Genomic DNA, 24668 nt, shown 5'->3' on the forward strand with positions numbered 1-24668 from the left:
CGCAGAAGATCCTGACACCGGGGTAATCCGTGAAAAAGCTCTCCGCACGACGACGCCATCCGTTGGCGGCGGTCGTCGTACTACTCCTCGCGCTGGCGGCCACTGGGGGGCTGTACGCCGCGTTTGCGCCCGCGAGTAAGGCGCAGGCCGACGACACCGCCCAGTCCCTCGCCATCGATGAGGGCAAGAAGCTGTACTCCGTCGGTTGCGCCAGCTGCCACGGAACCGGCGGTCAGGGCACCACCGACGGGCCGAGCCTGGTCGGCGTGGGCTCCGCCGCCGTCGACTTCCAGGTCGGCACCGGCCGTATGCCGGCGCAGCAGCCGGGTGCCCAGGTACCGAAGAAGAAGGTCATCTACAGCCAGGCCGAGATCGACCAGCTCGCGGCGTACGTCGCGTCGCTCGGCGCCGGCCCGATCGTGCCGACCAAGGACCAGGTCAGCCCTGACGGTGCGGACATCGCCAAGGGTGGCGAGCTGTTCCGTACCAACTGCGCGCAGTGCCACAACTTCACCGGCGAGGGCGGTGCGCTGACGAAGGGCAAGTACGCGCCCAGCCTTGAGGACGTGGACCCGAAGCACGTGTACGAGGCCATGCAGACAGGCCCGCAGAACATGCCGTCCTTCCCCGACACGACGATGCCCGAGCAGCAGAAGCGGGACATCATCGCGTACATCAAGACCGTGAACAGCGCCGAGTCGGAGACCCCTGGTGGCCTCAAGCTGGGCGGGCTCGGTCCGGTCAGCGAGGGTCTGTTCGCCTGGATCTTCGGGCTCGGCGCACTGATCGCAGTTGCCGTTTGGGTCGCGGCCCACACCGCTAAGGCCAAGAAGTCATGAGTAGCCAAGAGATTCCAGAAGAGAACCTGCCTGCTGAGCAGGGCACCGCGCACACCGCGGTAGAGGTCGCGGACGACCCGTTCGCAGACCCGGGGCTGCCGGCCCACAAGCCGCGCATCCAGGACATCGACGAACGGGCCGCGAAGCGGTCGGAGCGCACGGTCGCGCTCCTGTTCGTGCTGTCCATGCTGGCGACGGTCGGCTTCATCGCCTCGTACGTCATCTTCCCGGTCGACAAGATCGTGTACATCTGGCCGTTCGGTCACGTGAGCGCGCTCAACTTCTCCCTGGGTCTGACCCTGGGCGTGGCCCTCTTCACGATCGGAGCGGGCGCCGTCCACTGGGCGCGCACGCTGATGTCCGACGTGGAGGTGGCCGACGACCGTCACGCCATCGCGGCCGAGCCCGAGGTCAAGGCGAAGGTTCTCGCCGACTTCGCGGCCGGTGCCGAGGAGTCCGCGCTCGGCCGGCGCAAGCTGATCCGCAACACCATGTTCGGTGCGCTGGCCCTGGTGCCGCTCTCCGGTGTGGTCCTGCTGCGCGACCTCGGTCCGCTGCCGGAGAAGAAGCTCCGCAACACCCTGTGGGCCAAGGGCAAGCAGCTCATCAACATGAACACGATGGAGCCGCTGCGTCCCGAGGACGTCGCCGTCGGTTCGCTGACCTTCGCCATGCCCGAGGGCCTGGAGGAGGACGCTCACGACTTCCAGACGCAGATCGCCAAGGCTGCGCTGATGATCATCCGTATCCAGCCGGAGAACATCAAGGACAAGCGCGAGCGCGAGTGGGCCCACGAGGGCATCGTGGCCTTCTCGAAGATCTGCACCCACGTCGGCTGCCCGATCAGCCTGTACGAGCAGCAGACGCACCACGTGCTCTGCCCGTGCCACCAGTCCACCTTCGACCTCTCCGACGGCGCCCGCGTCATCTTCGGTCCGGCCGGTCACGCCCTTCCGCAGCTGCGGATCGGTGTGAATGCCGAGGGCAACCTCGAAGCGCTCGGTGACTTCGAAGAGCCCGTCGGTCCTGCCTTCTGGGAGCGCGGATGAGTACTGTGACCGACACCAAGCGCAAGGCGCCTGCCGGTGAGCGGGTGGCCGACTGGGCGGACGGCCGGCTCGGGATCTACTCCCTGGCCAAGGCCAACATGCGCAAGATCTTCCCGGACCACTGGTCCTTCATGCTCGGTGAGATCGCCCTCTACAGCTTCATCATCATCATCCTCACGGGTGTGTATCTGACGCTGTTCTTCCACCCGAGCATGAACGAAGTCGTGTACCACGGCTCGTACGAGCCGATGCAGGGCATCCGGATGTCCGAGGCCTACGCCTCGACGCTGGACATCAGCTTCGACGTCCGCGGTGGTCTCCTGGTCCGCCAGATCCACCACTGGGCCGCGCTGATCTTCCTGGCCGGCATGTTCGTGCACATGATGCGCGTGTTCTTCACGGGTGCGTTCCGCAAGCCGCGTGAGATCAACTGGCTCTTCGGCTTCCTGCTGTTCGTCCTGGGCATGTTCACCGGTTTCACCGGCTACTCGCTCCCGGACGACCTGCTCTCCGGTACGGGTGTCCGCTTCACCCAGGGCGCGATCCTGTCCATGCCGATCGTCGGCACGTATATCTCGATGTTCCTGTTCGGCGGGGAGTTCCCGGGCGGCGACTTCGTCGCGCGGTTCTACTCGATCCACATCCTGCTGCTGCCGGGCATCATGCTCGGGCTGCTGGTGGCCCACCTGATCCTGGTCTTCTACCACAAGCACACGCAGTTCGCGGGTCCCGGCCGGACGAACAAGAACGTCGTCGGCATGCCGCTGCTGCCGGTGTACATGGCGAAGGCCGGAGGGTTCTTCTTCCTGGTCTTCGGTGTCATCGCCGTCATCGCGGCCATCGCCTCGATCAACCCGATCTGGGCCATCGGCCCGTACCGTCCGGACCAGGTGTCCACCGGCGCCCAGCCCGACTGGTACATGGGCTTCGCCGAGGGTCTGATCCGAGTGATGCCGGGCTGGGAGATCAACCTCTGGGGTCACACGCTCGTCCTGGGTGTGTTCATCCCGCTGATGGCCTTCGGTCTGGTACTCGCCATCATCGCGGTCTACCCGTTCGTCGAGTCCTGGGTGACCGGGGACAAGCGCGAGCACCACATCCTGGACCGCCCGCGCAACGCCCCGACCCGGACCGCCTTCGGCGTCGCCTGGATCACCGAGTACGTCATCGTCTTCATCGGCGGTGGCAACGACCTCTGGGCCACGCACTTCCACCTCTCGCTGAACGCCATCTCGTGGTTCGTCCGGATCTTCATCTTTGTGGGGCCGGTCGTCGCGTTCATCGTGACGAAGCGAATCTGCCTCGGTCTTCAGCGCCGGGACAAGGAGAAGGTGCTGCACGGACGCGAGTCCGGCATCATCAAGCGCCTGCCGCACGGTGAGTTCGTCGAGATCCACGAGCCGCTCGGTCCCGAGCAGCTGCACACGCTCACCGCGCACGAGCAGTACAAGCCGGTCGAGATCGGCCCGACGGTCGACGAGAACGGTGTCGAGCGCAAGGTGCCCGCGATGCAGAAGCTGCGGGCCAAGCTCAGCAAGGGCTACTTCGGCGAGCACAACCAGATCGAAAAGCCCACCGTCGAGGAGTACAAGGAGATCACCAGCGGCCACGGCCACCACTGATCACCTGAACTGATCGCCACAGCAGGAGCCCCGTCCATTCGATGGACGGGGCTCTTCGCTGTCCGTGGGGCTCGATAGGGTGGGGTGTATCCCCTTTATCGGCTGTGGACCCCAGGAGCGGACCATGAACGTTGTGACCCCGATCGGCGGCGACAGCGTGGCGGCTCGTTCCTGGCCGGGCGTGCTGAACCCGCTGATGCGTGGCGAGGACCTGACCGCCGACGACACCGCGTGGGCGATGGACAGCATCATGAGCGGTGAGGCGACCGACGTGCAGATCGCCGGTTTCGCCGTCGCCCTGCGGGCCAAGGGCGAGACCGTCGACGAGGTCACCGGACTCGTCCGCGCGATGTACGAGCACGCGACCACGATCCACGTGCCGGGCCGCACGGTCGACATCGTCGGCACCGGCGGCGACCTCGCCAAGACGGTCAACATCTCCACGATGTCCGCGATCGTCGTCGCGGGCACGGGCGCCAAGGTCGTCAAGCACGGCAACCGGGCCTCCTCATCGGCCAGCGGCGCCTCCGACGTCCTGGAGAAGCTCGGCGTCAACCTGGAGCTGACCCCGCAGCGTGTCGTCGAGGTGGCGGAGGAAGCCGGCATCACCTTCTGCTTCGCGGTGAAGTTCCACCCCGCCCTGCGGTATGCGGCGAAGGCCCGCAAGGAACTCGGCGCGCAGACCACGTTCAACATCCTCGGGCCCCTCACCAACCCGGCGCAGGTGCGCTCCCAGGCCATCGGTGTCGCCGATCCGAAGATGGCTCCCATCGTCGCGGGCGTGCTCGCGGAGCGTGGCAACTCCGCGCTCGTCTTCCGCGGCGACGACGGTCTGGACGAGCTGACCACCACGGCGACGTCCCGGGTCTGGGTGGTCCGCGACGGAGAGGTGCGCGAGGAGGCGTTCGACCCGCGCGACGTCGGTCTGCAGCTGGTCCCCGTCGAGGCGCTGCGCGGCGCCGACGCGTCGTACAACGCCGATGTGGCCCGTCGGCTGCTGGCCGGCGAGACCGGTCCGGTACGCGAAGCGGTGCTGCTCAACTCGGCGGCGGCGCTGGTGGCGCTGGACCCGGGCGAGGGCACACTGAACGAGCAGCTCGCCGCCGGAATGGCGAAGGCCGCCGAATCCATCGACTCGGGTGCGGCTCGGGCGGCGCTGGAGCGCTGGGTGGCGGTCAGCAACACCTGACCGTACGGAAATGTGGCACAGGGCGCAGTCCAGATCTTGGACTGCGCCTTGCACGTCGGCGCACGTATGGCAGGATGCTGGTCAGGTCATGAGTGACAGCGACTACGGCCCCGGCCCGCTGTCCGGCAACCCTCCGTCCGTGGCGGGGTGCCCCGGGTGAAGACCAGGCCGTAGGCAGCGAGGTCTGCGGCAAGCGCGGACCCCTCGACATCTCTGAATGTCACATCCCTGGGGTCCTGGTCCTCAAGGAGCCTCTTGTGAGCAAGCGAATGCGATAGGGCCCAAGGCCCTTCTCCGCACCCCCTTTTTTCTTCTTCCTGCGCTGCCGCGTGTCCGCCGGCGCAGTGAATTCGCCTGCCTCTTACGGGAGTTCGCCATGTCTGTTTCCACCGCTGCCGCCGACCAGTCCGTTTGTACCCCGTTGCCCGTTCTGGGGCGTGATGTGACCGTTCCTCTGGTGACCGGTGGTGAAGTCACGTACGCCGCCCTCGACTACGCGGCCAGCGCCCCGGCCCTGCAGCGCGTGTGGGACGACGTCGCCGCGTACGCCCCGTACTACGGCAGCGTCCACCGCGGTGCCGGCTACCTCTCGCAGCTCTCCACGGACCTCTTCGAGAACAGCCGCAAGGCCGTTGCGGAGTTCCTCGGCTGCCGCCTCGAGGGGGATTCGGGCGAATCCCGGTCGAACAAGGGTGGTGGGCGACGGGAGGGGGACCAGGTGATCTTCACCCGGTCGACGACCGACTCGCTGAACCTGCTCGCCGCGGTGCTCCCCGCCGACTGCCAGGTCTTCGTGTTCGAGACCGAACACCACGCCTCACTGCTGCCCTGGCGCGACGCCCGCGTCACCTACCTCAACGCCCCGCGCACCCCGGCCCAGGCCGTCGAGACGCTGGAGCGGGCGCTCGCCGACCGCGACCCGTACGGTCCGGCGCTGGTCTGCGTCACCGGCGCCTCCAACGTCACCGGTGAGCTGTGGCCGGTGAAGGAGCTGGCCGCCGCCGCCCACGCGCACGGCGCCCGGATCGTGCTCGATGCCGCGCAGCTCGCCCCGCACCACCCGGTGGACATCGAGGAGCTCGACGTCGACTGGGTCGCCTTCTCCGGACACAAGCTGTACGCGCCGTTCGGCTCCGGTGTCCTCGCGGGCCGCGCCGACTGGCTGCAGGACGCCGAGCCGTACCTGGCCGGCGGCGGCGCCTCGCGGAAGGTCGCCCGGCGCACCGACGGCGGTGTGGACGTGGAGTGGCACTCGACCGCCGCCCGGCACGAGGCCGGTTCGCCCAACGTCATCGGTGTCTACTCCATCGCCTCCGCCTGCAAGGCGCTCACCGAGGCCGGCTTCGACCGGCTCGTCGCCCGTGAGCAGCAGCTCGTCACCCGGGTCCGCGAAGGCCTTGCCGAGGTTCCCCAGGTCAAGGTGCTGTCGCTGTTCGGCGACGACGCCCCGCGGGTGGGCGTCATCTCCTTCGTGGTGGAGGGCTGGAACAGCTCGCACTTCGCCGCCGCGCTCTCCGCCGAGTACGGCATCGGGGTGCGCGACGGACTGTTCTGCGCCCACCCGCTGGTCCGCACCCTGCTGGGCAGCGACCCGCAGGACCCGGGCGAGTGCGGTGCGCCGGAGGCCGAGCCGGGCGAGCGGTCGCTCAACGCGATCCGGGTCAGTTTCGGCGCGGGCACGCCGGACGAGCACATCGAGCGTTTCGTCCGCGCGGTCAAGGAACTCGTGAGCAAGGGCGCCCAGTGGACGTACCGCACTGAGGACGGCCGCTGTGTTCCCGACCGGGGCGCGGCGCAGGTCTGACGGGCCCGTCATACTTCTGCCGGGGACGGGCAGCGCTGCCCGTCCCCGGCAGAAGTGCGACGCGAACCTACGCGTCGAGACCGATGGCGAAGGCCGCCTCCAGGTCGTGCTGCGAGTACGTACGGAACGCGACATGTGTGTCGGTGCCCTCGACACCCTGGATCTTGCTGATCCGGCCGGGGATGACGTCCGCGAGGTCGTCGTGCCTGGCCACTCGGACCATGGCGATCAGGTCGTACGTACCGGTGACCGAGAAGACCTCGCTGACATTGTCCAGCGCGGCGATGGCCTCGGCGATCTCCGGAATCCGGTCCACGCTGGTTTTGATGAGCACGATCGCGGTGATCACGGCTGGCTTTCTCCCTCGGTGGCCGTGGCTGGAGCCTTCACTCTAGCCCCACGGCCGTATCGTCCCCAGGCGTAGGCGAAGCCGCAGACGAAGCCGACCACATGGGCGAGATACGCCACCCCGGGACCGTTGCCCGCGCCCTGCGCCGCCATCCACTGCAGCACGAACCAGAAGATCAGCACGATCCAGGCGGGAAAGCGCAGCGGAAGGAAGAGCAGGAACGGGAAGAGGCTGGTCACCCGCGCCCTGGGGAACAGGTAGAGGAACGCCCCGAGCACCGCGGAGATCGCCCCTGACGCGCCGACGAGGGTCTGGTCGGATCTCGCGTGGGCCGCCGCGTACGCCAGCAGTGCGAGATAACCGCAGCCGAGGTAGAAGAAGGTGAATTCGGCACGGCCCATCCGCTCCTCGGTCATGGCCCCGAACACGTAGAGGAAGAGCATGTTGCCGAGCAGATGCAGCCAGCTGCCGTGCACGAACAGTGCGGTCAGCGGGGTGAGCAGGGCCTGCGCGGAGCCCGCCCACAGCTCGCTCGGGATCACCCCCCAGCGCTCGAAGTACCCGGCCTGGGCGGCGAGCAGGGTGTCGGCGGTGCCGTACGTGGGGTTGAAGCCGGAGAGCGGGCTGATCAGGAAGACGGCGCAGCACAGGGCGATGAGGGCATACGTCACCTGCGCACCGGCCGCCGTGACGGCGCGCAGGAGCCTGCCGGTCACTCCGCCTCTCGCGGCTCGCCGATCGATCATGCACAGAGCATGACGCAAGGTGATGGAACGGGACAGACCGCCTCGCCGTGTCTATGGGTATGGGCAAGGCCGTAGGGTTACAGCAGGACATCCGCAGTTCGACGGCGCACCGCGAGATCCTGGGCAGACAGCAGCATCACGCTCGACGAAAGAGGACGCAACGATGACGACGGTTCCCCAGCCGACCGACGGGACCCGCTGGCGCTGCACGCTCTGCGGAAATCTCACCCGCTTCGACGTGACCCGCACCTCCAAGGTCGTCGAATACGTCCATCTCGACCTGGCCGGTGAGTCGACGGTCGAGGAACGCGAGGTGGTCAGTGAGACCATCGAGTCGGTCCGCTGCCGCTGGTGCAACGCGGTGGACCAGATCGAACTCGTCGACAGGCCGGGTGCCGACTCCTGACGGGGCCGTGCGGACAGACATTTTGGGGTGACGGATCGTGGAGCAGCCCGATAGCGGCGCCGAGCCGGCCGATGGAGCCGGCGACGCCGTCGAGGCGCTCGACCGCCCGCTGCCCGAAGGCGTACGGCGGCGGGTCGTCGCGCTGGTCTCGGACGCGTTCGGCGGCCTGACGGTCACCGAACTCCCGGCCCAGCTCAGGCAGTACGCCCGCTTCACCCCGACCCGGCGCGCCAAGTTCGCCGGGAATGCGATGGCGGCCGCCCTGGAGAACGACACCCTGTTCCGTCAGCGCATCGGCGAACGGCTCCGGGAGTCCCAGCCGGAGCTGGCCGCTGCCGTGGAGGCCGGGTCACCGCCGGCCGCCGCCGATCCCGTCGATGTGGCCGCGGCCGCCTATGTGCTGCGCCCGGTCGGCTGGGTGAAACTGGTCGCCGCCGCCGGCGAGGAGGTCCAGCGCGCCGACGCCGAGCGGGCCGACGAGGAGAGCCGGCGCGAGCTGGAACGCCTGCGCGAGGAGCTCGCCCAGGCCCGGACCCAGACGAAGAGCGAGACCGAACGGCTCCGCGCCGAACTCGACGCGGCCCGCAAGGAAGCCGATTCGCTGCAGCGCAAACTCCGCTCCGCCCTCAACGAGGTCAAGCGCGGCGAGGCCGCGGTGCGTCGCGGCAAGGCCGAGGCCGACACCCTGCGGGCCGAGGCGGCCGCCCAGATCTCCGCCGCCGAGAGCGAGGCCCGGCGGCTGCGGGCCCGGCTCGGTGAGGCGGAGGCGTCCGTCGAGGCGAGCCGCAGAGCCGCCAGGGAGGGGCGTTCGGTCGAGGACATGCGGCTGCGGCTGCTCCTCGACACGGTGCTCGACGCGGCCCGCGGGCTGCGCCGCGAACTGGCCCTGCCACCCTCCTCGATCCGCCCCGCGGACAGTGTCGACGCGGTCGAGCCCGGCGCGATGTCACCCAAGGACATTGCTGCCAGGGCTCTTTCGGAGACCGATCCGGCCCTGCTCGACCAGTTGCTCGCGCTGCCGCAGGCGCATCTGATCGTGGACGGCTACAACGTCACCAAGACCGGCTATCCGCAGCTGCCGCTGGAGAAGCAGCGGTTGCGGCTGCTGGGCGGTCTCGCGGTGCTCGCCGCGCAGTCCGGCGCCGAGATGACCTGTGTCTTCGACGGGGCCGAACTGGCCGCTCCGGTACTGCTCGCACCGCCGCGCGGGGTGCGCGTGCTGTTCAGCAAGCCGGGCGTGACCGCCGACGAACTCATCCGCCAGCTCGCCCGCGCCGAACCGCCGGGCAGGCCCGTCGTGGTGGTCTCCACCGACCGTGAAGTGGCGGACGGCGTGGCGAAGGCAGGGGCCAGGCCCGTTGCGTCCGCCTTGCTCCTGAAGCGGCTTTCGCGCGTCTGACGCGCCTTGTGGCGACTTGTCGGAAATCAAGGAACGTACCGTCAAGTCGCCGCTACACCCTGTGTGATGAGAGTAAAGAAGTGGGTGTTGTGGCGAGATTTTTCTTGCCAGGATTTGAACTGATTACAAGATGGTCACTAGGGTCGGGCTTCGAACCTTCGCACGGTTGATCACCCATCCGGGGTGGCAGCGAAGGAACCGCCGAGTCCGTGACGTGCACGGAGCCGGGATTTCGGTCCCTCCATAGCCCGGTAGGCGGCTCGAGGAAGAAGGAGCTCGCCTTCGTGGCGTCCCACCGTCGTCCCAAGCAGCCGAGCCGCGCCCGTGTGACCGTGCTCACCGCTACCGCCGCCGCGGCCGTGGCCCTGACCTCCCAGGCCGCCCACGCCGACCCCAAGCCGACCAAGAGTGAGGTCAAGGCGAAGGTCGACAAGCTCTACCACGAGGCGGAGAAGGCCACCGAGAAGTACAACGGGGCCAAGGAGCAGCAGCAGAAGCTCGAGAAGCAGGTCGGCGCGCTGCAGGACAAGGTGGCCCGCGGTCAGGAGGAGCTCAACACGCTCCGCAGCGGCCTCGGTTCGCTCGCCGCCGCGCAGTACCGCTCCGGTGGCATCGACCCGTCCGTGCAGCTCTTCCTCGCCTCGGACCCGGACACCTTCCTCGACGAGGCCTCGGCCCTCGACCAGTTGACGGCCAAGCAGGCCGAGTCGCTGGAGAAGATCCAGGAGAAGCAGCGGGCCCTGGCGCAGCAGCGCAAGGAGGCCCAGGACAAGCTGGGCGACCTCGCGGACGTCCGCAAGACGCTCGGCGAGAACAAGAAGAAGTTCCAGGGCAAGCTCGCCGAGGCGCAGCGCCTGCTCAACACCCTGACCGCCGCCGAGCGCGCCAAGATGGCCGAGGACGACCAGCGCGCCAGCCGCGCCGCCGGCGACCGGGTCGACCTGGGCAACGAGGCCCCTGCCTCCGCCCTCGGCGCCGCCGCCCTGCGGGCCGGCGCCACCCAGCTCGGCAAGCCGTACGTCTCCGGCGGCACCGGCCCCAACTCCTACGACTGCTCGGGCCTGACCCAGTGGGCCTACGCCCAGGCCGGTGCCCACATCACCCGCACCACGTACACCCAGATCAACGAGGGCACGCAGATAGGTCGCAGCGCCCTCAAGCCGGGCGACCTCGTCTTCTTCAACAACACGTCGCACGTGGCTCTGTACGCGGGCAACAACACCGTTCTGCACGCCCCGAAGCCGGGCGCGGTGGTCCGCTACGAATCGATGAACACCATCGGCAGCTTCCAGGTCGGCGTGCGTATCTGACGACGCCCGAACGGGCGAATTGCCGCGCCCCGTACAGACAGCCCGCCCCGCCGGAGACCACAGGTCACCGGCGGGGCGCCGTCGTTCGTGACCCACACCCGTCCGGCGCGGACGTTCGTGCGCTCCGTAGTCGCCCGACTACTGTCTGCCTGCTGTGCGGCTCCCGTCCGTCGGTCCGCCCGTCCCGGGCGGCACGGAGCCGCGTACGTCTGCGTGCAGCGGAAGGGAGTGCGGCGTCCTGTGGTGTCCCATCGCCGTTCCACACAGCCCGGCGTCAACCGGAGTGTCCGGGTCACAGTCCTGTCCGCGGCCGCGGCGACCGCCGCCGCCACGCTCGGGGCGGCAGCCGCGCACGCCGACCCGAAGGTCACGCCCCGGACCGCCAGGGCCGAGATCGACCGGCTGTACACCGAGGCCGAGCACGCCACCGAGCAGTACAACAAGGCGGGGGAGAACGCCGACCGGCTGCGTGGCGAGCTGAACCGGGTCCAGGAACGGGCGGCCCGCCGTCAGGAACGGATCAACCGGATGCGCATGGCGCTCGGCTCGGCCGCCGCCGCGCAGTACCGCTCCGGTGGCATCGGCCCCTCGCTCGCCCTGCTGCTCTCCGCCGATCCGGACAGCTACCTCGACCGGGCAGCCACCCTGGATCGGCTGAACGCCCGTCAGGTCATCGCCCTGCACGAACTCCAGCGCGCTCGGCGCGGCCTCGCGCAGGTCCGTGCGGAGGCCGCCCGCTCGCTCGCCGGCCTGGAGCGCAACAAGGCGGCCGCCATCCGGCACAAACGGACCGTCGAGGGCAAGCTCAGGCAGGCCCGGCAGCTGCTGGCCGCGCTGCCCGGCGCGGACCGGGCGGCCTTCGACCGCGCCTCGCGCTCCGGCCGCGACGCCTCGTTCTCCGCCCTGGCCGATCTGCCGGCCGGCTCGTCCCGGGCGGCGGCCGCCGTCATGGCGGTCCGTCGGGCCGTCGGACTCCCTTATATCTGGGGCGCCAACGGACCCGCCGGATTCGACTGCTCCGGGCTGATGCAGTGGGCGTACGCCCAGGCCGGTGTCAGCCTGCCGCGCACCTCGCAGGCGCAGCGGTACGCCGGCCACATGGTGCCGCTCTCCCAGGCCCGCCCCGGCGATCTGGTCGCCTACCGCTCGGACGCCAGCCACATCGGGATGTACGTGGGCAACGGGCAGGTGATCCACGCCCCGCACCCGGGCGCTCCGGTCCGCTACGACCCGGTCGGCATGATGCCGGTCTCCTCGGTGACCCGCGTCTGATCCGCGTCTGACCCGTACCCTCGGTCAGGTGGCTGATCAGGGGTGCACCGCAGGGCGGGGACGCGACGGACGGAGGCGCGCGGCGGGAGCGGCGCTCGCCGGGCTGCTGCTCGCGTCCGCCTGCACCGCCCCTGCCCCCGCCACCCCCGACCCCACCGTCCGGGCCGTCGGCGCCACCCTGGACCGCCGCGCCGCCGCTGTCCTGGAACACGACCCGGACGGCTTCCTCGCCGCACTCGCTCCCGGGGCCGCCGGGCTGCGGGCAGCCCAGCGCCGCGAGCTGGCCCATCTCGCCGACGTGCCGCTGAGTTCATGGGCGTACAAGGTGACGGACGTGCGCAGGCGCGGAGCCGACCGGGCCACCGCCGACGTCGAGTTGCGCTACCGGATCGCGGGCTACGACAGCGCTCCGGTCACCGCGGACCGGGTGCTCGACCTGGAGCGGGACCCGGCGGACGGCCGCTGGTACATCACCGCGGACCGGGCCGGCCGGGACGGCGGCTCGCAGCTGTGGCAGCAGGGCGACGTCCAGGTCGTACGGGGCAGGCGAAGTCTCGTCCTCGGTGTGGGGCGGACGACGACGGAGCTCCGCGCGATCGCGGACACCACGGACCGTGCGGTGCCCGCCGTCTCCGCCGCCTGGCCGGAGCGCTGGGCCGGCCGTGTGGTGGTCCTCGTACCGGAGACGACCGACGACATGGCCGGGCTGCTGGGGTCACCGGCGGCGAACTACCGGGGCATAGCGGCCGTCACCACCGGTGAGACCGGCAGCCGGGCGCCCGCGGACCGGGTGATCGTCAACCCTCAGGCGTACGCGACGCTCGGCACGTTCGGGCAGCGGATCGTCCTCACCCACGAGACCGCCCATGTCGCCACCCGCGCCCGCACCTCCGCGTCCACCCCGACCTGGCTCTCCGAGGGCTTCGCCGACTGGGCGGCCTACCGCGCCGAGCACCGGACAGCCGAGCAGGCCGCGCCCGAACTGGCCGATGCGGTCCGGCGCGGTGAGCTGCCCGCCGAATTGCCCACCGACGAGGAGTTCGGGTTCACGGGAGACTCCGGGCGCCTCGCGAGGGCGTACGAGGGCGGCTGGCTGGCTTGCGCACTCATCGCCGACCACTGGGGCGAGAAGAGGCTCTTCGCCTTCTACCGGGCCGTCGGGGGGCACTCAGGACGGGACGGAGCGGTGGAGCAGGCGATGCAGGACGTGCTCGGCACGACCCCGCAGGAGTTCACGGTGCGCTGGCGGGAGTATCTGCGGTCCCGTCTCGGCTGACCTGCCCCGCAGGACCGGACGGCTGGACCGACAGCCGGTGCCGGTCCCGGCGGACCGGCGCGGGCACCGTCTCCTTCCACAGCCGCCGGGACGCGACCAGGGTCGCCGCGACGAGCAGACCGTTGCGTACGAACATCAGCGTCACGCCCTGCGCGTCGCTGGTCACCACGTGGACGAACCCGAGCGGGAACTCCAGCTGGGTGACGCCCGTCGCGACCAGCACCAGAACGGCCGGCAGCCCCATCCGGCTGGACCGGAAGGCCAGACAGACCGCCGCGAGACCGACCAGCCACAGCATGTACTGGGGGCTGATCACCCGGCTCGTGGTCGTGAACAGCAGCACCGCCGTGAACGCCGCGTCGGCCGGCGTGCTCACCCCGAAGTCACGGGCCAGCAGCCGCCACATCACCAGCCAGCCGAACGCGACGAGGCTCAGCCCCAGCGCCAGCGTGCTCACCAGCTGCACATGCGGCCCCAGGAACTCCAGCGACCCGTAGTTCAGCTCCACCCGGCCCTGCCAGCCGAACTGCCGCGCCACATGGAAGACCAGCGCCCCCAGCGACTCGACCTCGGTGCCGCGGTCGCGCTGGAACCCGAGAAAGGCCAGCGCCCCCGGCATCGCGGCCGTGCACACCACCAGCAGCCCGACCGCCGTCACCACCGCCGCCGTCCATGAGCGGCGGGTCGACTCCCCGCGCGCGGTCCCGGCCAGCAGCAGCACCGGCCACACCTTCAGCAGCGCGCCGAAGGCGGCCAGCGCCCCCAGCACCCGCGGATGCCGTACCCCCGCCAGCAGCGCCGCGACCGCCACCGCCGTGACCATCACGTCGTACCGCGCGTACGCGGTCGTGCCGAGCAGGGGCACCCCCGCCACCCACACCCAGCCGCCCGCGGTCCGCCTGCCGGTGCCGCGGCCCGCGTACAGCAGCAGGCCGAGCACCAGCGCGTCGCAGAGGCAGGCGAGGACGAAGAAGGCCGAGGCGTAGTCCAGGAACGGCAGCAGGGCGGGGGAGAGGATGGCGAGTGCCGCGACGGGCGGGTACTGCCAGGTGACATCGCCCAGCGGATACGTACCGGTCTTCAGCACCTCTGACCAGCCGTGGTAGATCACCGAGACGTCGCTCGTCACGTCCGGGCCCGGCAACGTGACGACCTTGAAGACGCAGAGCAGCAATGCGGCCCTGGTGAGCGCCCACACCGTGACGGGCGCGAGAAATCTGCCGGTGCCGCCTGTTGCTGTCATGCCCGCGTCCATCCCCTTCGCCGGTGGCTCCGAGCCATGATGCACGGCGCATCTGTGGGCGAGCCATCAAGCCGGGCCGTTCGGTACTGTCGGCGGCGATGGACAAGACCCTGATCGTGACCAACGACTTTCCGCCCCGACCCGGCGGTATCCAGGCATTTCTGCACAATATGGCACTCCGCCTGGACCCCGGTCGGCTCGTCGTCTACGCCTCCACCTGGAAGCGGAGTCCCGAGGGCGTCGCGGCCACCGCCGCCTTCGACGCCGAGCAGCCGTTCACCGTCGTCCGTGACCCCACGACGATGCTGCTGCCGACCCCGCGGGTGACCCGGCGCGCGGTCCGGCTGCTGCGCGAACACGACTGCACCTCCGTCTGGTTCGGGGCCGCTGCCCCCCTCGGGCTGATGGCACCGGCACTGCGGAGGGCGGGTGCCCGGCGACTGGTCGCCACCACCCACGGGCACGAGGCCGGCTGGGCCCAACTTCCCGCGTCCCGCCAGCTGTTGCGCCGGATAGGCGAGGGCACGGACACGATCACCTACCTCGGCGAGTACACCCGCTCCCGGATCGCCGGGGCGCTCACCCCCGAGGCCGCCGGCCGCATGGTCCAACTGCCGCCCGGCGTCGACGAGAAGACCTTCCACCCGGGCTCCGGCGGGGACCGGATCCGGGCCCGGCTCGGACTCTCGGACCGGCCCGTCGTCGTCTGTGTGTCGCGGCTGGTGCCCCGCAAGGGCCAGGACACCCTGATCCTCGCGATGCCCGCGATCCTGGCGCGGGAGCCGGACGCCGTCCTGCTGATCGTCGGCGGCGGACCGTACGCCAAGGAGCTGGAGAAGCTGGCCGCGGAGACCGGCGTCACCGACTCGGTGCGGTTCACCGGGCCGGTGCCCTGGGAGGAGCTGCCCGCCCACTTCGGCGCGGGCGACGTCTTCGCCATGCCGTGCCGCACCCGTCGCGGCGGCCTCGACGTCGAGGGGCTCGGCATCGTCTACCTGGAGGCGTCCGCGACCGGACTGCCGGTGGTGGCGGGCGACTCGGGCGGCGCCCCCGACGCCGTACTCGACGGCGAGACCGGCTGGGTGGTGCGTGGCGGCTCCGTGGAGGAGACCGCCGACCGCATCGCCACCCTGCTCGGCGACCCCGAACTGGGCCGGCGGATGGGGGAGCGGGGCCGGGCCTGGGTCGAGGAGAAGTGGCGCTGGGACCTGCTCGCGGAGCGCCTCAAGACGCTGCTCTGAGATACGGGGAGGGGCCCGCACGACCAGTCGTGCGGGCCCCTCCCCGTGCACCTGCAGCCGCGGGATCAGCCGCGGTAGATCGACTCCACCTCGTCCGCGAAGTCCTTCGCCACCACATTCCGCTTCAGCTTCAGCGAGGGCGTGATGTGGCCGGCCTCCTCGGTGAACTGCGAGGCCAGGATGCGGAACTTGCGTACGGACTCCGCCTTGGACACCGCCGCGTTGCCGTCGTCCACCGCCCGCTGCACCTCGGCCAGCAGCTCCGGGTCCTCGCGCAGCGACACCGCCGTCGAGCCGGCCGGCTTGCCGTGCTCCTCGGCCCAGTGGCCCAGGAACTCCTCGTCCAGGGTGATCAGCGCACCGACGAACGGCCGCCCGTCGCCGACCACCATGCACTCCGCGACCAGGGCGTGCCCGCGGATCCGGTCCTCGATCACCGCGGGAGCGACGTTCTTGCCGCCCGCCGTGACAATGATCTCCTTCTTGCGGCCGGTGATCGTCAGATAGCCGTCCTCGTCGAGGGTGCCGATGTCGCCCGTGTGGAACCAGCCGTCGGCCAGTGCGTCGGCCGTCGCCGCCTCGTTGTTCCAGTAGCCCGCGAACAGATGCTCGCCGTGCAGCAGCACCTCGCCGTCGTCGGCGATCCGGACGACCGAGCCGGGCAGCGGCTGGCCGACCGTACCGATCTTCTGCCGGTCCCACGGGTTGAATGCGGTGGCCGCGCACGTCTCCGTGAGGCCGTAACCCTCCAGCACCGTGAAGCCGATGCCGCGGTAGAAGTGCCCGAGCCGCTCGCCCAGCGGCGCACCGCCCGAGATCGCGTACTCGCCGCGGCCGCCGAGCACGGCGCGCAGCTTGCTGTAGACCAGCCGGTCGAAGACCTTGTGCTTGAACTTGAGGCCGATGGACGGGCCCTGAGGGGTGCCGAGCGCACGGCTGTAGGCGATCGCGATGTTCGCGGCCCTGTCGAAGATCTTGCCCTTGCCATCGGCCTGCGCCTTGGCACGTGCCGAGTTGTAGACCTTCTCGAAGACCCGCGGCACACCGAGGATCAGCGTCGGCCGGAACGTGGCCAGCTCATCGGTGAGGTTCTTGATGTCCGGTACGCAGCCGAGCCGGATCGGGGCCATCACCGCGGCCACCTCGACCAGCCGGCCGAAGACATGGGCCGCGGGCAGGAAGAGCAGTACGGAGCACTCGCCGGTACGGAAGAGGGGCTTCAGCCGCTCCACCACGTTGCCGCACTCGGCGAAGAAGCTGCGGTGCGTGAGTACACAGCCCTTGGGGCGTCCGGTGGTGCCCGAGGTGTAGACGATGGTGGCCGGGTCGTCGGCCTTGGCGCGGGCGCTGCGCAGGTCGACGGTCTCGTCCGAGACCTCCGCACCCGACGCGGTCAGCTCGTCGACCGCGCCCTTGTCGATCTGCCATACGTTGCGCAGCTCCGGCAGCCGGTCGCGCATGGCGGCGACGGACTCGGCATGCCCGTCGCTCTCCACGATCACCGCGACCGCGCCGGAGTCGCCGAGGATCCACTGGACCTGCTCGGGGGAGCTGGTCTCGTACACCGGGACGGTGACCGCGCCCGCGCTCCAGATCGCGAAGTCCAGCTGCACCCACTCGAAGCGGGTGCGGGACATCAGCCCGACCCGGTCACCGGGCTGCACGCCTGCGGCGATCAGGCCCTTGGCCGCGGCTCTGACCTCGGCCAGGAACTGGGTGGCGGTGACATCGGTCCACGCGCCGGCCACTTTGCGGCTCATCACCGCCACATCGGGATGCTGAGCGGCATTGCGGCGGATGAGATCCGTCAGGTTGCCGTCCGAAGGGACCTCGTACAGGGCCGGAAGGCTGAACTCGCGCAAGACTGCTGCTCCTCATCGGGCTCCGGTGCCACGGCTCTGTGTGACGCACCGGCTGCGGTCCAAGACTGGCAGGGTGCTCAGTGAGGTGAGCACGACTGGACTGCCCGGACGTTACCCACCAGTACTCGGTTCCGGATAGGGGGTTCCGGCCAGATGTTTTATGCGTCACACATATCGGTGGTCCTCGCGCGCACAGTAGTGCACCCAGGTGACATGCACGAAGTATCCGCAGGTCCGAGGGGCTCTACGAGGGGCTCTACCCAGGCCGCCGGCGGCGCCCTAGGGTGATCGTCATGCCAGCCGGATCGAACAGCCGCGAGGGTGCCACCGCACGTCGTACGCGGATCCACGTGGTCAGTGACGTGCACGGGAACACCGAAGCCCTGGCCCGGGCCGGGGACGGCGCCGACGCCCTCGTCTGCCTGGGTGACCTGGTGCTCTTTCTCGACTACGCCGACCACTCGCGCGGCATCTTCCCCGAACTCTTCGGCGTGGAGAACGCCGACCGGATCGTCGAACTGCGCACCGCCCGCCGCTACGAGGAGGCCCGTGACTTCGGCCGCGGGCTCTGGGCGGGCCTGGACCGCAATGCCGCCATCGTCGGTGCGGTGCGCCATCAGTACGCCGAGATGTTCGCGGTCTTCCCCACCCCGACGTACGCCACGTACGGCAATGTCGACATCCCCGATCTCTGGCCCGACTACGCCCGCCCCGGCACCACCGTCCTGGACGGCGAGCGCGTCGAGATCGGCGGACGTGTCTTCGGCTTCGTCGGCGGCGGGCTCCGGACCCCGATGCGCACCCCGTACGAGATCAGCGACGAGGAGTACGCCGCCAAGATCGAGGCCGTCGGCGAGGTGGACGTCCTGTGCACGCACATCCCGCCCGACGTGCCGGAGTTGACCTACGACACCGTGGCGCGCCGGTTCGAGCGCGGCAGCAGGGCGCTCCTCGACGCGATCCGCCGGACCCGCCCCCGCTATGCCGTCTTCGGCCATGTCCACCAGCCACTGGTCCGCCGGATGCGGATCGGGGCCACGGAGTGCGTCAACGTCGGGCACTTCGCCTCGACCGGCCGGCCCTGGGCCCTGGAGTGGTGACCACACGGCCCCGACCCTGGGACGATGCGCGCCGCGCACGCGATAGCCTTCTGGCGGCAGGCATCTGCCGACCGACCGGTACACCGCACTGGAGGAGCCACAGCGATGGCTGAACACACCAGCTCGACCATCACGATCGAGGCGGCACCGGCCGACGTCATGGGCGTCATCGCCGACTTCGACCGGTACCCGGAGTGGACCGGTGAGGTCAAGGAGGCCGAGGTCCTCGCCAAGGACGAGCAGGGCCGCGCCGAGAAGGTCCGGCTGGTCCTCGACGCCGGTGCGATCAAGGACGACCACACGCTCGCCTACACCTGGACCGGCGACCACGAGGTCAGCTGGACCCTGGTCAAGTCCCAGATGCTGCGCGCCATCGACGGCTCCTACGCACTGGCCCCGCTCGGCGACGGCAGCCGCACCGAGGTCACCTACCGGCTGACCGTCGACGTCAAGATCCCGATGCTCGGCATGATCAAGCGCAAGGCGGAGAAGGTCATCATCGACCGCGCGCTGGCCGGTCTGAAGAAGCGCGTCGAGTCCGTCCCGCGGGGCTGACCGGATGCGTACGGTCCTCGTCACCGGCCCCGGCGGCGCCGGCCGTACCACTGTCGCGGCGGCGACCGCACTGGCCGCGGCCCGCCGCGGCCGCCGCACGCTGCTGCTCTCCGCCGACGCCATACCCGGCTTCCCCACCGGCACGGAACCCACCGAGGTCACCGAGGGGCTCCGGTTCGCCCGCGTCGACTCCGGCGAGCACTTCCGTACCGAACTTCTCTCCCTCCAGGACCAGGCGTCCTCCGTACTCGACCTGCTCGGCGGGAACCGGCTCGACGGCGAGGAGCTGACCGAACTCCCCGGCAGCGCCCAGCTCGCCCTGCTGCACACCCTGCGCCGGGCGGCCCGGGGCGACTGGTCGCGCGACGGCTACGACACCCTCGTCGTCGACCTGCCCCCACTGCGCGAAGCCCTCGCCGTGCTCGCCCTGCCCGAACAGCTGCGCCGCTATCTGCGCCGTCTGCTGCCCCCGGAGCGCCAGGCCGCCCGCGCCCTGCGCCCGATGCTCGCCCAGCTCGCCGGCGTCCCGATGCCCGCCCAGTGGCTGTACGAGACCGCGGCCCGCCGGGACGCCGAGCTGGCCTCCGTCCAGGCCCTGGTCGAGGACCGCAGCACCACGGTCCGCCTCGTCGCCGAACCGGGACCCGCCGCCGAGGACGCCCTGCGCACCGCGCGCACCGGACTCGCCCTGCACGGACTGCGCGTCGACACGCTCACCGTCAACCGGGTCCTGCCCAGGCACTCCTCCGACCCCTGGTTCGCCGATCTCGCCGCCCAGCAGGAGAAGTGCATCGACCACTGGTACGAGGAGTGGGCGCCGGCCGCGTCCCTGTGCGAGGTGCCCCATCTCGGCCGGGACCCACAGGGGCTCGACGACCTCGGCCTCCTCGACACTTCGTCGAACTGCACCGCCTTCGAGGCGGCGGGCACCGGTGGCGGGCACTTCGCGGGGGACGGTCTCGCCGTCGAGCTGGACGACCGGCCGCACGGACGCGCCCAGGACCCCTGGTGGATCGAGGACCCGAACGCCCCGGACGGCCACGACGAGCTGCGGGAACTGCTCCGTGGCGGACCGGACGCCACCGTCTCGCCGCGGCCGGCCGCCGGTGAGGACGGCGACGGGGTCCTGGTCTGGTGCCTGCCACTGCCCGGAGCCGTCAAGGAGAACCTGCAGCTGGTCCGGCGCGGCGACGAACTGCTCCTGACCGTCGGCCCGTTCCACCGGATCGTGCCGCTGGAGTCCGGGCTGCGCCGCTGCACCGTCTCCGGCGCCGCACTGACGGACGGGGTGCTGCGGGTCCGGTTCACGCCGGACCCCGCACTGTGGCCGCGGACCTCCTGAACGGCGTACCACCGTTCGGGTAACGTCGGTAGTACGCGTCCCGTATGCGGCGGTGGACCACACCCCCGCACGCGCGACGTCCGCAACCACGTCGCAGGAGTCCGCCATGAGCGAAGCCACCGATCGTCCCGTCGACGACGACGCGTGGGCCAAGGCCTGCGCCGAGGACCTGGAAGCCGAGAAGGCCCGTCGCCGCGCCGAGTACGGGCCGCCCGCCGGTTCCGCGGCCGAGGAGCTGCGCAAGCTGGTCGACGCCGTGGCCGACAAGGTCGCCTCCCTCCAGTCACCGCTGTTCGGCGTCGCCGCCCAGAGCGCCGTACAGCAGGTGATCAAGCAGGCGAAGGCCGCCGTCGAGCCCGTCATCGAACGCAATCCGGACGTCTTCGACCACATCGCCGCGGCCGGCAGCGAACTCCTCGCCGCCTACCGCTCCGCCGTCGAGGGCCAGGAACGCCGCTGGACCCAGGACGCCACCGACCCCGGTGGCGCCTCGAAGAAGGCCGGCGACCCCACCGACCCGCGCGACGACGACAGCGGGCCGGGCGAACACATCGACCTGGACTGACCGGCACCGATAGGGCGGGGAGCGGCGCTCGGGTACGGTTGGCCATAGCGGGGCTCGACCGAAACTGAGGGATTCATGGGACTCACCATCGGCGTCGATATCGGCGGCACGAAGATCGCGGCTGGAGTGGTCGACGAAGAGGGCCGGATCCTCTCGATGTTCAAGGTGCCGACCCCGCCGACGGCTGAAGGCATCGTGGACGCGATCGCGGCGGCAGTGTCCGGCGCCAGCGAGGGCCACGAGATCGAAGCGGTCGGCATCGGCGCTGCCGGATATGTCGACGACAAGCGCGCCACGGTGCTGTTCGCGCCGAACATCAACTGGCGGCACGAGCCGCTGAAGGACAAGGTCGAGCAGCGCGTCGGCCTCCCCGTCGTCGTCGAGAACGACGCCAACGCGGCGGCCTGGGGCGAATACCGCTTCGGCGCAGGCCAGGGCCACGACGACGTCATCTGCATCACGCTCGGCACCGGCCTCGGCGGCGGCATCATCATCGGCAACAAACTGCGCCGCGGACGCTTCGGTGTGGCCGCCGAATTCGGGCACATCCGGGTCGTCCCGGACGGGCTGCTCTGCGGTTGCGGCAGCCAGGGCTGCTGGGAGCAGTACGCATCCGGGCGCGCGCTCGTCCGGTACGCGAAGCAGCGTGCCAACGCCACCCCGGAGAACGCCGCGGTCCTTCTCGCCCTGGGCGACGGCACGGTGGACGGCATCGAGGGCAAGCACATCAGCGCGGCCGCCCGGCAGGGCGACCCGGTGGCGATCGACTCGTTCCGCGAGCTGGCCCGTTGGGCCGGCGCCGGACTCGCCGACCTCGCCTCCCTCTTCGACCCGTCCGCGTTCATCGTCGGCGGCGGTGTCTCGGACGAGGGCGAACTCGTCCTCGGCCCGATCCGCAAGTCGTTCCGGCGCTGGCTGATCGGCGGCGAGTGGCGGCCGCACGCCCAGGTGCTCGCGGCCCAACTGGGTGGCAAGGCAGGCCTGGTGGGCGCGGCGGACCTGGCCCGCCAGGGCTGAGCCCGCCCCATCGCGGACAACGCCGGACGCCCGTCGCGCCCTCACCGGGAGCGGCGGGCGTCCGCGTATGGTGAGCCGTATGGTCACGACGGAGCTGCCCGACTCCCGTACCGAGCCGGACGGTTCGGCCGTCATCAGAGTGCTCAGCTACAACATCCGGTCGATGCGCGACGACCGTGAGGCGCTGGCCCGCGTCATCCGCGCCTGCGCACCCGATCTGGTCTTCATCCAGGAGGCCCCGCGCTTCTTCCGCTGGCGCAAGCGCGCCGCCTGGCTCGCCGCCCACACCGACCTGGTGATCCTCTCCGGCGGCGCCACCGCCGCCGGGCCGCTGCTCCTGTGCTCGCTGCGCGCCACCGTGGAACGCACGGAGGACCTGCTGCTGCCGCGTACCCCCGGGCTGCACCGCAGAGGCTTCGCCACGGCGGTGGTACGGATCGCGGGCACCCGGATCGGGCTGCTGAGCTGCCATCTGAGCCTGCGTCACGAGGAGCGCGTGGTCCAGGCGGACATGCTGCTCGACCGGCTGGACGCCATGCAGGTCGAGCATGTCATCGTGGCCGGCGACCTCAACGACGCACCGGAGGGGAAAGCCTTCCAGCTGCTCGCCGGGAGGCTCCAGGACGGCCGGTCCGTCCGGCCGTGGGGTGGCGAGCTCACCTTCCCGGCACATGATCCGCGGCTGCGCATCGACGCGGTCTTCGCGAGCAGAGGCATCGAGGTCCTCGGCTGCGGAGTCCCGTCGGGCCTGCCCGGCATCACGGAGCAGGACCTGCGCGCGGCCACCGACCATCTGCCGGTACTGGCCGCGCTCAGGGTGCCCGCCCTGTCCTCGCTCGCCTGAGGGCTGCTCGTCCCCCCCGGCCGGTCTGATCCGGGGGAGTCGGCTCAGACCACCGCGCCGCGCCCGGGGTCGTCGTCATCCTCGTCGTCGTGCTGCATCCGCGCGACCAGGGTGACGAAGCCCCCCAGGAAACCGCCGATGCAGACCGTGGTGAGCCACCACGTCATCTCCCACTGCAACAGGACGGCGAGCAGCATCAGCACCGGTCCGCCGACGACCGCGAGCCAGGCGAACTTCGCCGTGACATCGGCCTCCGGCAGCGGAGGCGGCTCCGGCGGGACGAAGTGTCCCTCGTCGCTGTCGTCCGCGTCGCCGTCCGTCGGCTCCGCCACCTCGTAGTCGCGGGGACCACCGACGCCGGGGGCGAAGACGACCGAGCTGCCGAGCGGCTTCTCCGGCGGTTTCTTCTTCTTGATGCCCTTGTCCGGCTCCAGGACGTTGCGCTCGCCGTCCTCCAGGAGCGCGAGGTCGTCGATCGACTTGAACGGCTTGGCGCCCGGCGGGTCCGGTGGCTCCTCGCCGTAGCCCGCGACGATCGCCTCCCAGGCGGCGTCCTCGTCGAGCGCGTCACCCTGGCCGGGCCCCCCGGGGACGTGTGGCGCACCCGCGCCCTTCTCGGGCACGGCTGCTCCCTCGGTGGGGCGCGGTTCGCGCTCCTCCTCGCTGCCCGCGCGCTCCGCGTCGTGCTCAGCCACCTGACGTGCTCCCCTTCTTCCCGACGCTCGGAGCGAGGCGGCCGATGAACGAGTAGCTCTCGTCGAAGATCCGCTCCGCATCGTGGTCCAACGTCGCCACGTGGTAGCTCTGTTCCAGCAGGATCTCCTCGACGTCCGTGGACGACACCCGGCTGAGGATCCGCGCCGAGTCCGCAGGCGGCACCACATGGTCCTGCGGGCTGTGCAGCAGCAGGAGCGGCTGGGTGACCTGCGGCAGCTCCGTGTCGACCAGCCGGAAGAAGTTCCGCAGGGAGTGCGCCGCGTGCAGCGGCACCCGGTCGTACCCGATCTCGACGGAGCCTTCCCGGGCGATGTCGTTCGCCACGCCCTTCGTGGACGGCAGCAGATGGCGGGCGACCGGCAGTGCGTACGCCGCCAGGCCATGCACCTTGTTGCCCGGATTGACGAGCACCAGACCGCTGATCGCGTCCCCGTGCTTCGCCGCCAGCCGCAGCGACAGCGCGCCGCCCATGGACAGCCCGAAGACGAAGACCTGACGGCACCGCTCCGACAGGGCCCGCAGCTCCCGGTCCACCTCCGCGTACCAGTCCTGCCAGCCCGTGACCTGCATGTCCTCCCAGCGGGTGCCGTGCCCGGGCAGCAGCGGCAGCGCGACCGTGAGTCCGCGCTCCGCGAGATATTCGGCCCAGGGGCGCAGCGACTGAGGGGAACCGGTGAATCCGTGACAGAGGAGGACGCCGACCTCTCCGCCCTCGTGGCGGAACGGCTCGGCTCCAGGAAGGACCGGCACCGGGGTCTCCTGTTCGTGAGGCTCGAAAGGGAGCGAAAGGGGGAGTGCAAGAAGGATTACTTCACCGTACGCGACCGGACTGACACCGACCAGGGCCGTCACCGGTCACAGCCGTGCTTCGGTCCGGTGCCGGGCAGGAACCGGGGCAGCACCACGGGTTAAGGTCAAGGC

23 protein-coding genes and 1 riboswitch are annotated in these 24668 nt (G+C 70.5%); of the genes, 17 read left to right on the forward strand and 6 right to left on the reverse strand.

The window, feature by feature from the left end; translation table 11 throughout:
• Nucleotides 1-29: 29 nt before the first annotated feature.
• The 5 genes from ACFU8W_RS08565 to ACFU8W_RS08585 all read left to right on the forward strand — a co-directional run bounded on the left by ACFU8W_RS08565 (nt 30) and on the right by ACFU8W_RS08585 (nt 6503).
• Complete coding sequence (locus tag ACFU8W_RS08565) at nt 30-839, forward strand: c-type cytochrome (protein ID WP_345515642.1); 810 nt, start codon at nt 30-32, stop codon at nt 837-839.
• On the forward strand, nt 836-1888 hold the full coding sequence (locus ACFU8W_RS08570) for a Rieske 2Fe-2S domain-containing protein (RefSeq protein ID WP_384033641.1): 1053 nt from the start codon (nt 836-838) through the stop codon (nt 1886-1888). The genes ACFU8W_RS08565 and ACFU8W_RS08570 overlap by 4 nt, the downstream gene beginning before the upstream one ends.
• Complete coding sequence (locus ACFU8W_RS08575) at nt 1885-3510, forward strand: ubiquinol-cytochrome c reductase cytochrome b subunit (RefSeq protein ID WP_345515644.1); 1626 nt, start codon at nt 1885-1887, stop codon at nt 3508-3510. Before ACFU8W_RS08570 ends, ACFU8W_RS08575 begins: the two co-directional genes overlap by 4 nt.
• A gap of 124 nt (nt 3511-3634) precedes the next feature.
• Nucleotides 3635-4699: an anthranilate phosphoribosyltransferase gene (trpD, locus tag ACFU8W_RS08580; RefSeq protein WP_327246845.1), complete on the forward strand. Its 1065-nt coding sequence runs from the start codon at nt 3635-3637 to the stop codon at nt 4697-4699.
• Nucleotides 4700-4783: 84 nt separating this feature from the next.
• A riboswitch (SAM riboswitch) is annotated at nt 4784-4901 on the forward strand.
• Nucleotides 4902-5075: 174 nt separating this feature from the next.
• Nucleotides 5076-6503: an aminotransferase class V-fold PLP-dependent enzyme gene (locus ACFU8W_RS08585; RefSeq protein WP_384033646.1), complete on the forward strand. Its 1428-nt coding sequence runs from the start codon at nt 5076-5078 to the stop codon at nt 6501-6503.
• Between the two features lie 67 nt (nt 6504-6570).
• On the opposite strand, the gene ACFU8W_RS08590 is transcribed toward ACFU8W_RS08585, so the two are convergent.
• Entirely contained in the window at nt 6571-6852 is a 282-nt protein-coding gene (locus ACFU8W_RS08590; RefSeq protein WP_345515647.1) for an Lrp/AsnC ligand binding domain-containing protein, read from the reverse strand.
• A complete protein-coding gene (locus ACFU8W_RS08595) occupies nt 6849-7598 on the reverse strand; it encodes a rhomboid family intramembrane serine protease (protein ID WP_384033649.1) in 750 nt (249 codons plus the stop codon). The genes ACFU8W_RS08590 and ACFU8W_RS08595 overlap by 4 nt, the downstream gene beginning before the upstream one ends.
• Nucleotides 7599-7761: 163 nt before the next feature.
• Here ACFU8W_RS08595 and ACFU8W_RS08600 point away from each other — a divergent pair, with 163 nt between their 5' ends.
• The 5 genes from ACFU8W_RS08600 to ACFU8W_RS08620 all read left to right on the forward strand — a co-directional run bounded on the left by ACFU8W_RS08600 (nt 7762) and on the right by ACFU8W_RS08620 (nt 13261).
• The gene (locus ACFU8W_RS08600) at nt 7762-8004 is read left to right on the forward strand and encodes a hypothetical protein (RefSeq protein ID WP_266986548.1); all 243 of its coding nucleotides are present in this window, start codon (nt 7762-7764) and stop codon (nt 8002-8004) included.
• A gap of 37 nt (nt 8005-8041) precedes the next feature.
• A complete protein-coding gene (locus ACFU8W_RS08605) occupies nt 8042-9403 on the forward strand; it encodes an NYN domain-containing protein (RefSeq protein ID WP_345515650.1) in 1362 nt (453 codons plus the stop codon).
• A gap of 284 nt (nt 9404-9687) precedes the next feature.
• Entirely contained in the window at nt 9688-10713 is a 1026-nt protein-coding gene (locus tag ACFU8W_RS08610) for an NlpC/P60 family protein (RefSeq protein WP_345515652.1), read from the forward strand.
• Nucleotides 10714-10953: 240 nt separating this feature from the next.
• Complete coding sequence (locus ACFU8W_RS08615; RefSeq protein ID WP_384033655.1) at nt 10954-11985, forward strand: NlpC/P60 family protein; 1032 nt, start codon at nt 10954-10956, stop codon at nt 11983-11985.
• A gap of 28 nt (nt 11986-12013) precedes the next feature.
• Complete coding sequence (locus ACFU8W_RS08620; RefSeq protein ID WP_384033658.1) at nt 12014-13261, forward strand: hypothetical protein; 1248 nt, start codon at nt 12014-12016, stop codon at nt 13259-13261.
• Here ACFU8W_RS08620 and ACFU8W_RS08625 read toward each other — a convergent pair.
• Nucleotides 13218-14504 (reverse strand): glycosyltransferase 87 family protein, encoded by a 1287-nt coding sequence (locus ACFU8W_RS08625; RefSeq protein WP_384033661.1) that lies wholly within the window; start codon nt 14502-14504, stop codon nt 13218-13220. The two genes, ACFU8W_RS08620 and ACFU8W_RS08625, sit on opposite strands and share 44 nt — an antisense overlap.
• Before the next feature lie 98 nt (nt 14505-14602).
• On the opposite strand from ACFU8W_RS08625, the gene ACFU8W_RS08630 reads away from it, so the two are divergent.
• Complete coding sequence (locus ACFU8W_RS08630; protein ID WP_384033664.1) at nt 14603-15745, forward strand: glycosyltransferase family 4 protein; 1143 nt, start codon at nt 14603-14605, stop codon at nt 15743-15745.
• Between the two features lie 65 nt (nt 15746-15810).
• Here ACFU8W_RS08630 and ACFU8W_RS08635 read toward each other — a convergent pair whose 3' ends face one another.
• Nucleotides 15811-17607 (reverse strand): AMP-dependent synthetase/ligase, encoded by a 1797-nt coding sequence (locus ACFU8W_RS08635; protein ID WP_384033667.1) that lies wholly within the window; start codon nt 17605-17607, stop codon nt 15811-15813.
• A gap of 293 nt (nt 17608-17900) precedes the next feature.
• Here ACFU8W_RS08635 and ACFU8W_RS08640 point away from each other — a divergent pair, with 293 nt between their 5' ends.
• The 6 genes from ACFU8W_RS08640 to ACFU8W_RS08665 all read left to right on the forward strand — a co-directional run bounded on the left by ACFU8W_RS08640 (nt 17901) and on the right by ACFU8W_RS08665 (nt 23030).
• On the forward strand, nt 17901-18707 hold the full coding sequence (locus tag ACFU8W_RS08640; protein ID WP_345515658.1) for a metallophosphoesterase: 807 nt from the start codon (nt 17901-17903) through the stop codon (nt 18705-18707).
• A gap of 105 nt (nt 18708-18812) precedes the next feature.
• Nucleotides 18813-19262, forward strand: a complete 450-nt coding sequence (locus ACFU8W_RS08645; RefSeq protein WP_266986565.1) for an SRPBCC family protein — start codon at nt 18813-18815, stop codon at nt 19260-19262.
• Nucleotides 19263-19266: 4 nt separating this feature from the next.
• Nucleotides 19267-20604: an ArsA family ATPase gene (locus tag ACFU8W_RS08650; RefSeq protein WP_384033671.1), complete on the forward strand. Its 1338-nt coding sequence runs from the start codon at nt 19267-19269 to the stop codon at nt 20602-20604.
• Between the two features lie 106 nt (nt 20605-20710).
• Complete coding sequence (locus tag ACFU8W_RS08655; RefSeq protein ID WP_345515660.1) at nt 20711-21169, forward strand: DUF5304 domain-containing protein; 459 nt, start codon at nt 20711-20713, stop codon at nt 21167-21169.
• Nucleotides 21170-21244: 75 nt separating this feature from the next.
• Nucleotides 21245-22186, forward strand: coding sequence for an ROK family glucokinase (locus ACFU8W_RS08660; RefSeq protein ID WP_345515662.1), 942 nt, complete (start codon nt 21245-21247; stop codon nt 22184-22186).
• A gap of 79 nt (nt 22187-22265) precedes the next feature.
• A complete protein-coding gene (locus tag ACFU8W_RS08665; RefSeq protein ID WP_384033675.1) occupies nt 22266-23030 on the forward strand; it encodes an endonuclease/exonuclease/phosphatase family protein in 765 nt (254 codons plus the stop codon).
• Between the two features lie 44 nt (nt 23031-23074).
• Here ACFU8W_RS08665 and ACFU8W_RS08670 read toward each other — a convergent pair whose 3' ends face one another.
• On the reverse strand, nt 23075-23725 hold the full coding sequence (locus ACFU8W_RS08670; RefSeq protein WP_384033678.1) for a hypothetical protein: 651 nt from the start codon (nt 23723-23725) through the stop codon (nt 23075-23077).
• Complete coding sequence (locus tag ACFU8W_RS08675; RefSeq protein ID WP_345515665.1) at nt 23718-24497, reverse strand: alpha/beta fold hydrolase; 780 nt, start codon at nt 24495-24497, stop codon at nt 23718-23720. The genes ACFU8W_RS08670 and ACFU8W_RS08675 overlap by 8 nt, the downstream gene beginning before the upstream one ends.
• Between the last annotated feature and the right edge of the window lie 171 nt (nt 24498-24668).

It is taken from the genome of Streptomyces sp. NPDC057565 (assembly GCF_042801455.1).
Lineage (GTDB): Bacteria > Actinomycetota > Actinomycetes > Streptomycetales > Streptomycetaceae > Streptomyces > Streptomyces yanii.

Coding starts and splice junctions, on each gene's coding strand:
- ACFU8W_RS08575 (WP_345515644.1), top strand. CDS start 1,885: ATGAGTACTGTGACCGACACCAAGCGCAAGGCGCCTGCCGGTGAGCGG.
- ACFU8W_RS08655 (WP_345515660.1), top strand. CDS start 20,711: ATGAGCGAAGCCACCGATCGTCCCGTCGACGACGACGCGTGGGCCAAG.
- trpD (WP_327246845.1), top strand. CDS start 3,635: ATGAACGTTGTGACCCCGATCGGCGGCGACAGCGTGGCGGCTCGTTCC.
- ACFU8W_RS08570 (WP_384033641.1), top strand. CDS start 836: ATGAGTAGCCAAGAGATTCCAGAAGAGAACCTGCCTGCTGAGCAGGGC.
- ACFU8W_RS08645 (WP_266986565.1), top strand. CDS start 18,813: ATGGCTGAACACACCAGCTCGACCATCACGATCGAGGCGGCACCGGCC.
- ACFU8W_RS08625 (WP_384033661.1), bottom strand. CDS start 14,504: ATGACAGCAACAGGCGGCACCGGCAGATTTCTCGCGCCCGTCACGGTG.
- ACFU8W_RS08660 (WP_345515662.1), top strand. CDS start 21,245: ATGGGACTCACCATCGGCGTCGATATCGGCGGCACGAAGATCGCGGCT.
- ACFU8W_RS08630 (WP_384033664.1), top strand. CDS start 14,603: ATGGACAAGACCCTGATCGTGACCAACGACTTTCCGCCCCGACCCGGC.
- ACFU8W_RS08600 (WP_266986548.1), top strand. CDS start 7,762: ATGACGACGGTTCCCCAGCCGACCGACGGGACCCGCTGGCGCTGCACG.
- ACFU8W_RS08595 (WP_384033649.1), bottom strand. CDS start 7,598: ATGATCGATCGGCGAGCCGCGAGAGGCGGAGTGACCGGCAGGCTCCTG.
- ACFU8W_RS08650 (WP_384033671.1), top strand. CDS start 19,267: ATGCGTACGGTCCTCGTCACCGGCCCCGGCGGCGCCGGCCGTACCACT.
- ACFU8W_RS08665 (WP_384033675.1), top strand. CDS start 22,266: ATGGTCACGACGGAGCTGCCCGACTCCCGTACCGAGCCGGACGGTTCG.
- ACFU8W_RS08585 (WP_384033646.1), top strand. CDS start 5,076: ATGTCTGTTTCCACCGCTGCCGCCGACCAGTCCGTTTGTACCCCGTTG.
- ACFU8W_RS08640 (WP_345515658.1), top strand. CDS start 17,901: ATGCCAGCCGGATCGAACAGCCGCGAGGGTGCCACCGCACGTCGTACG.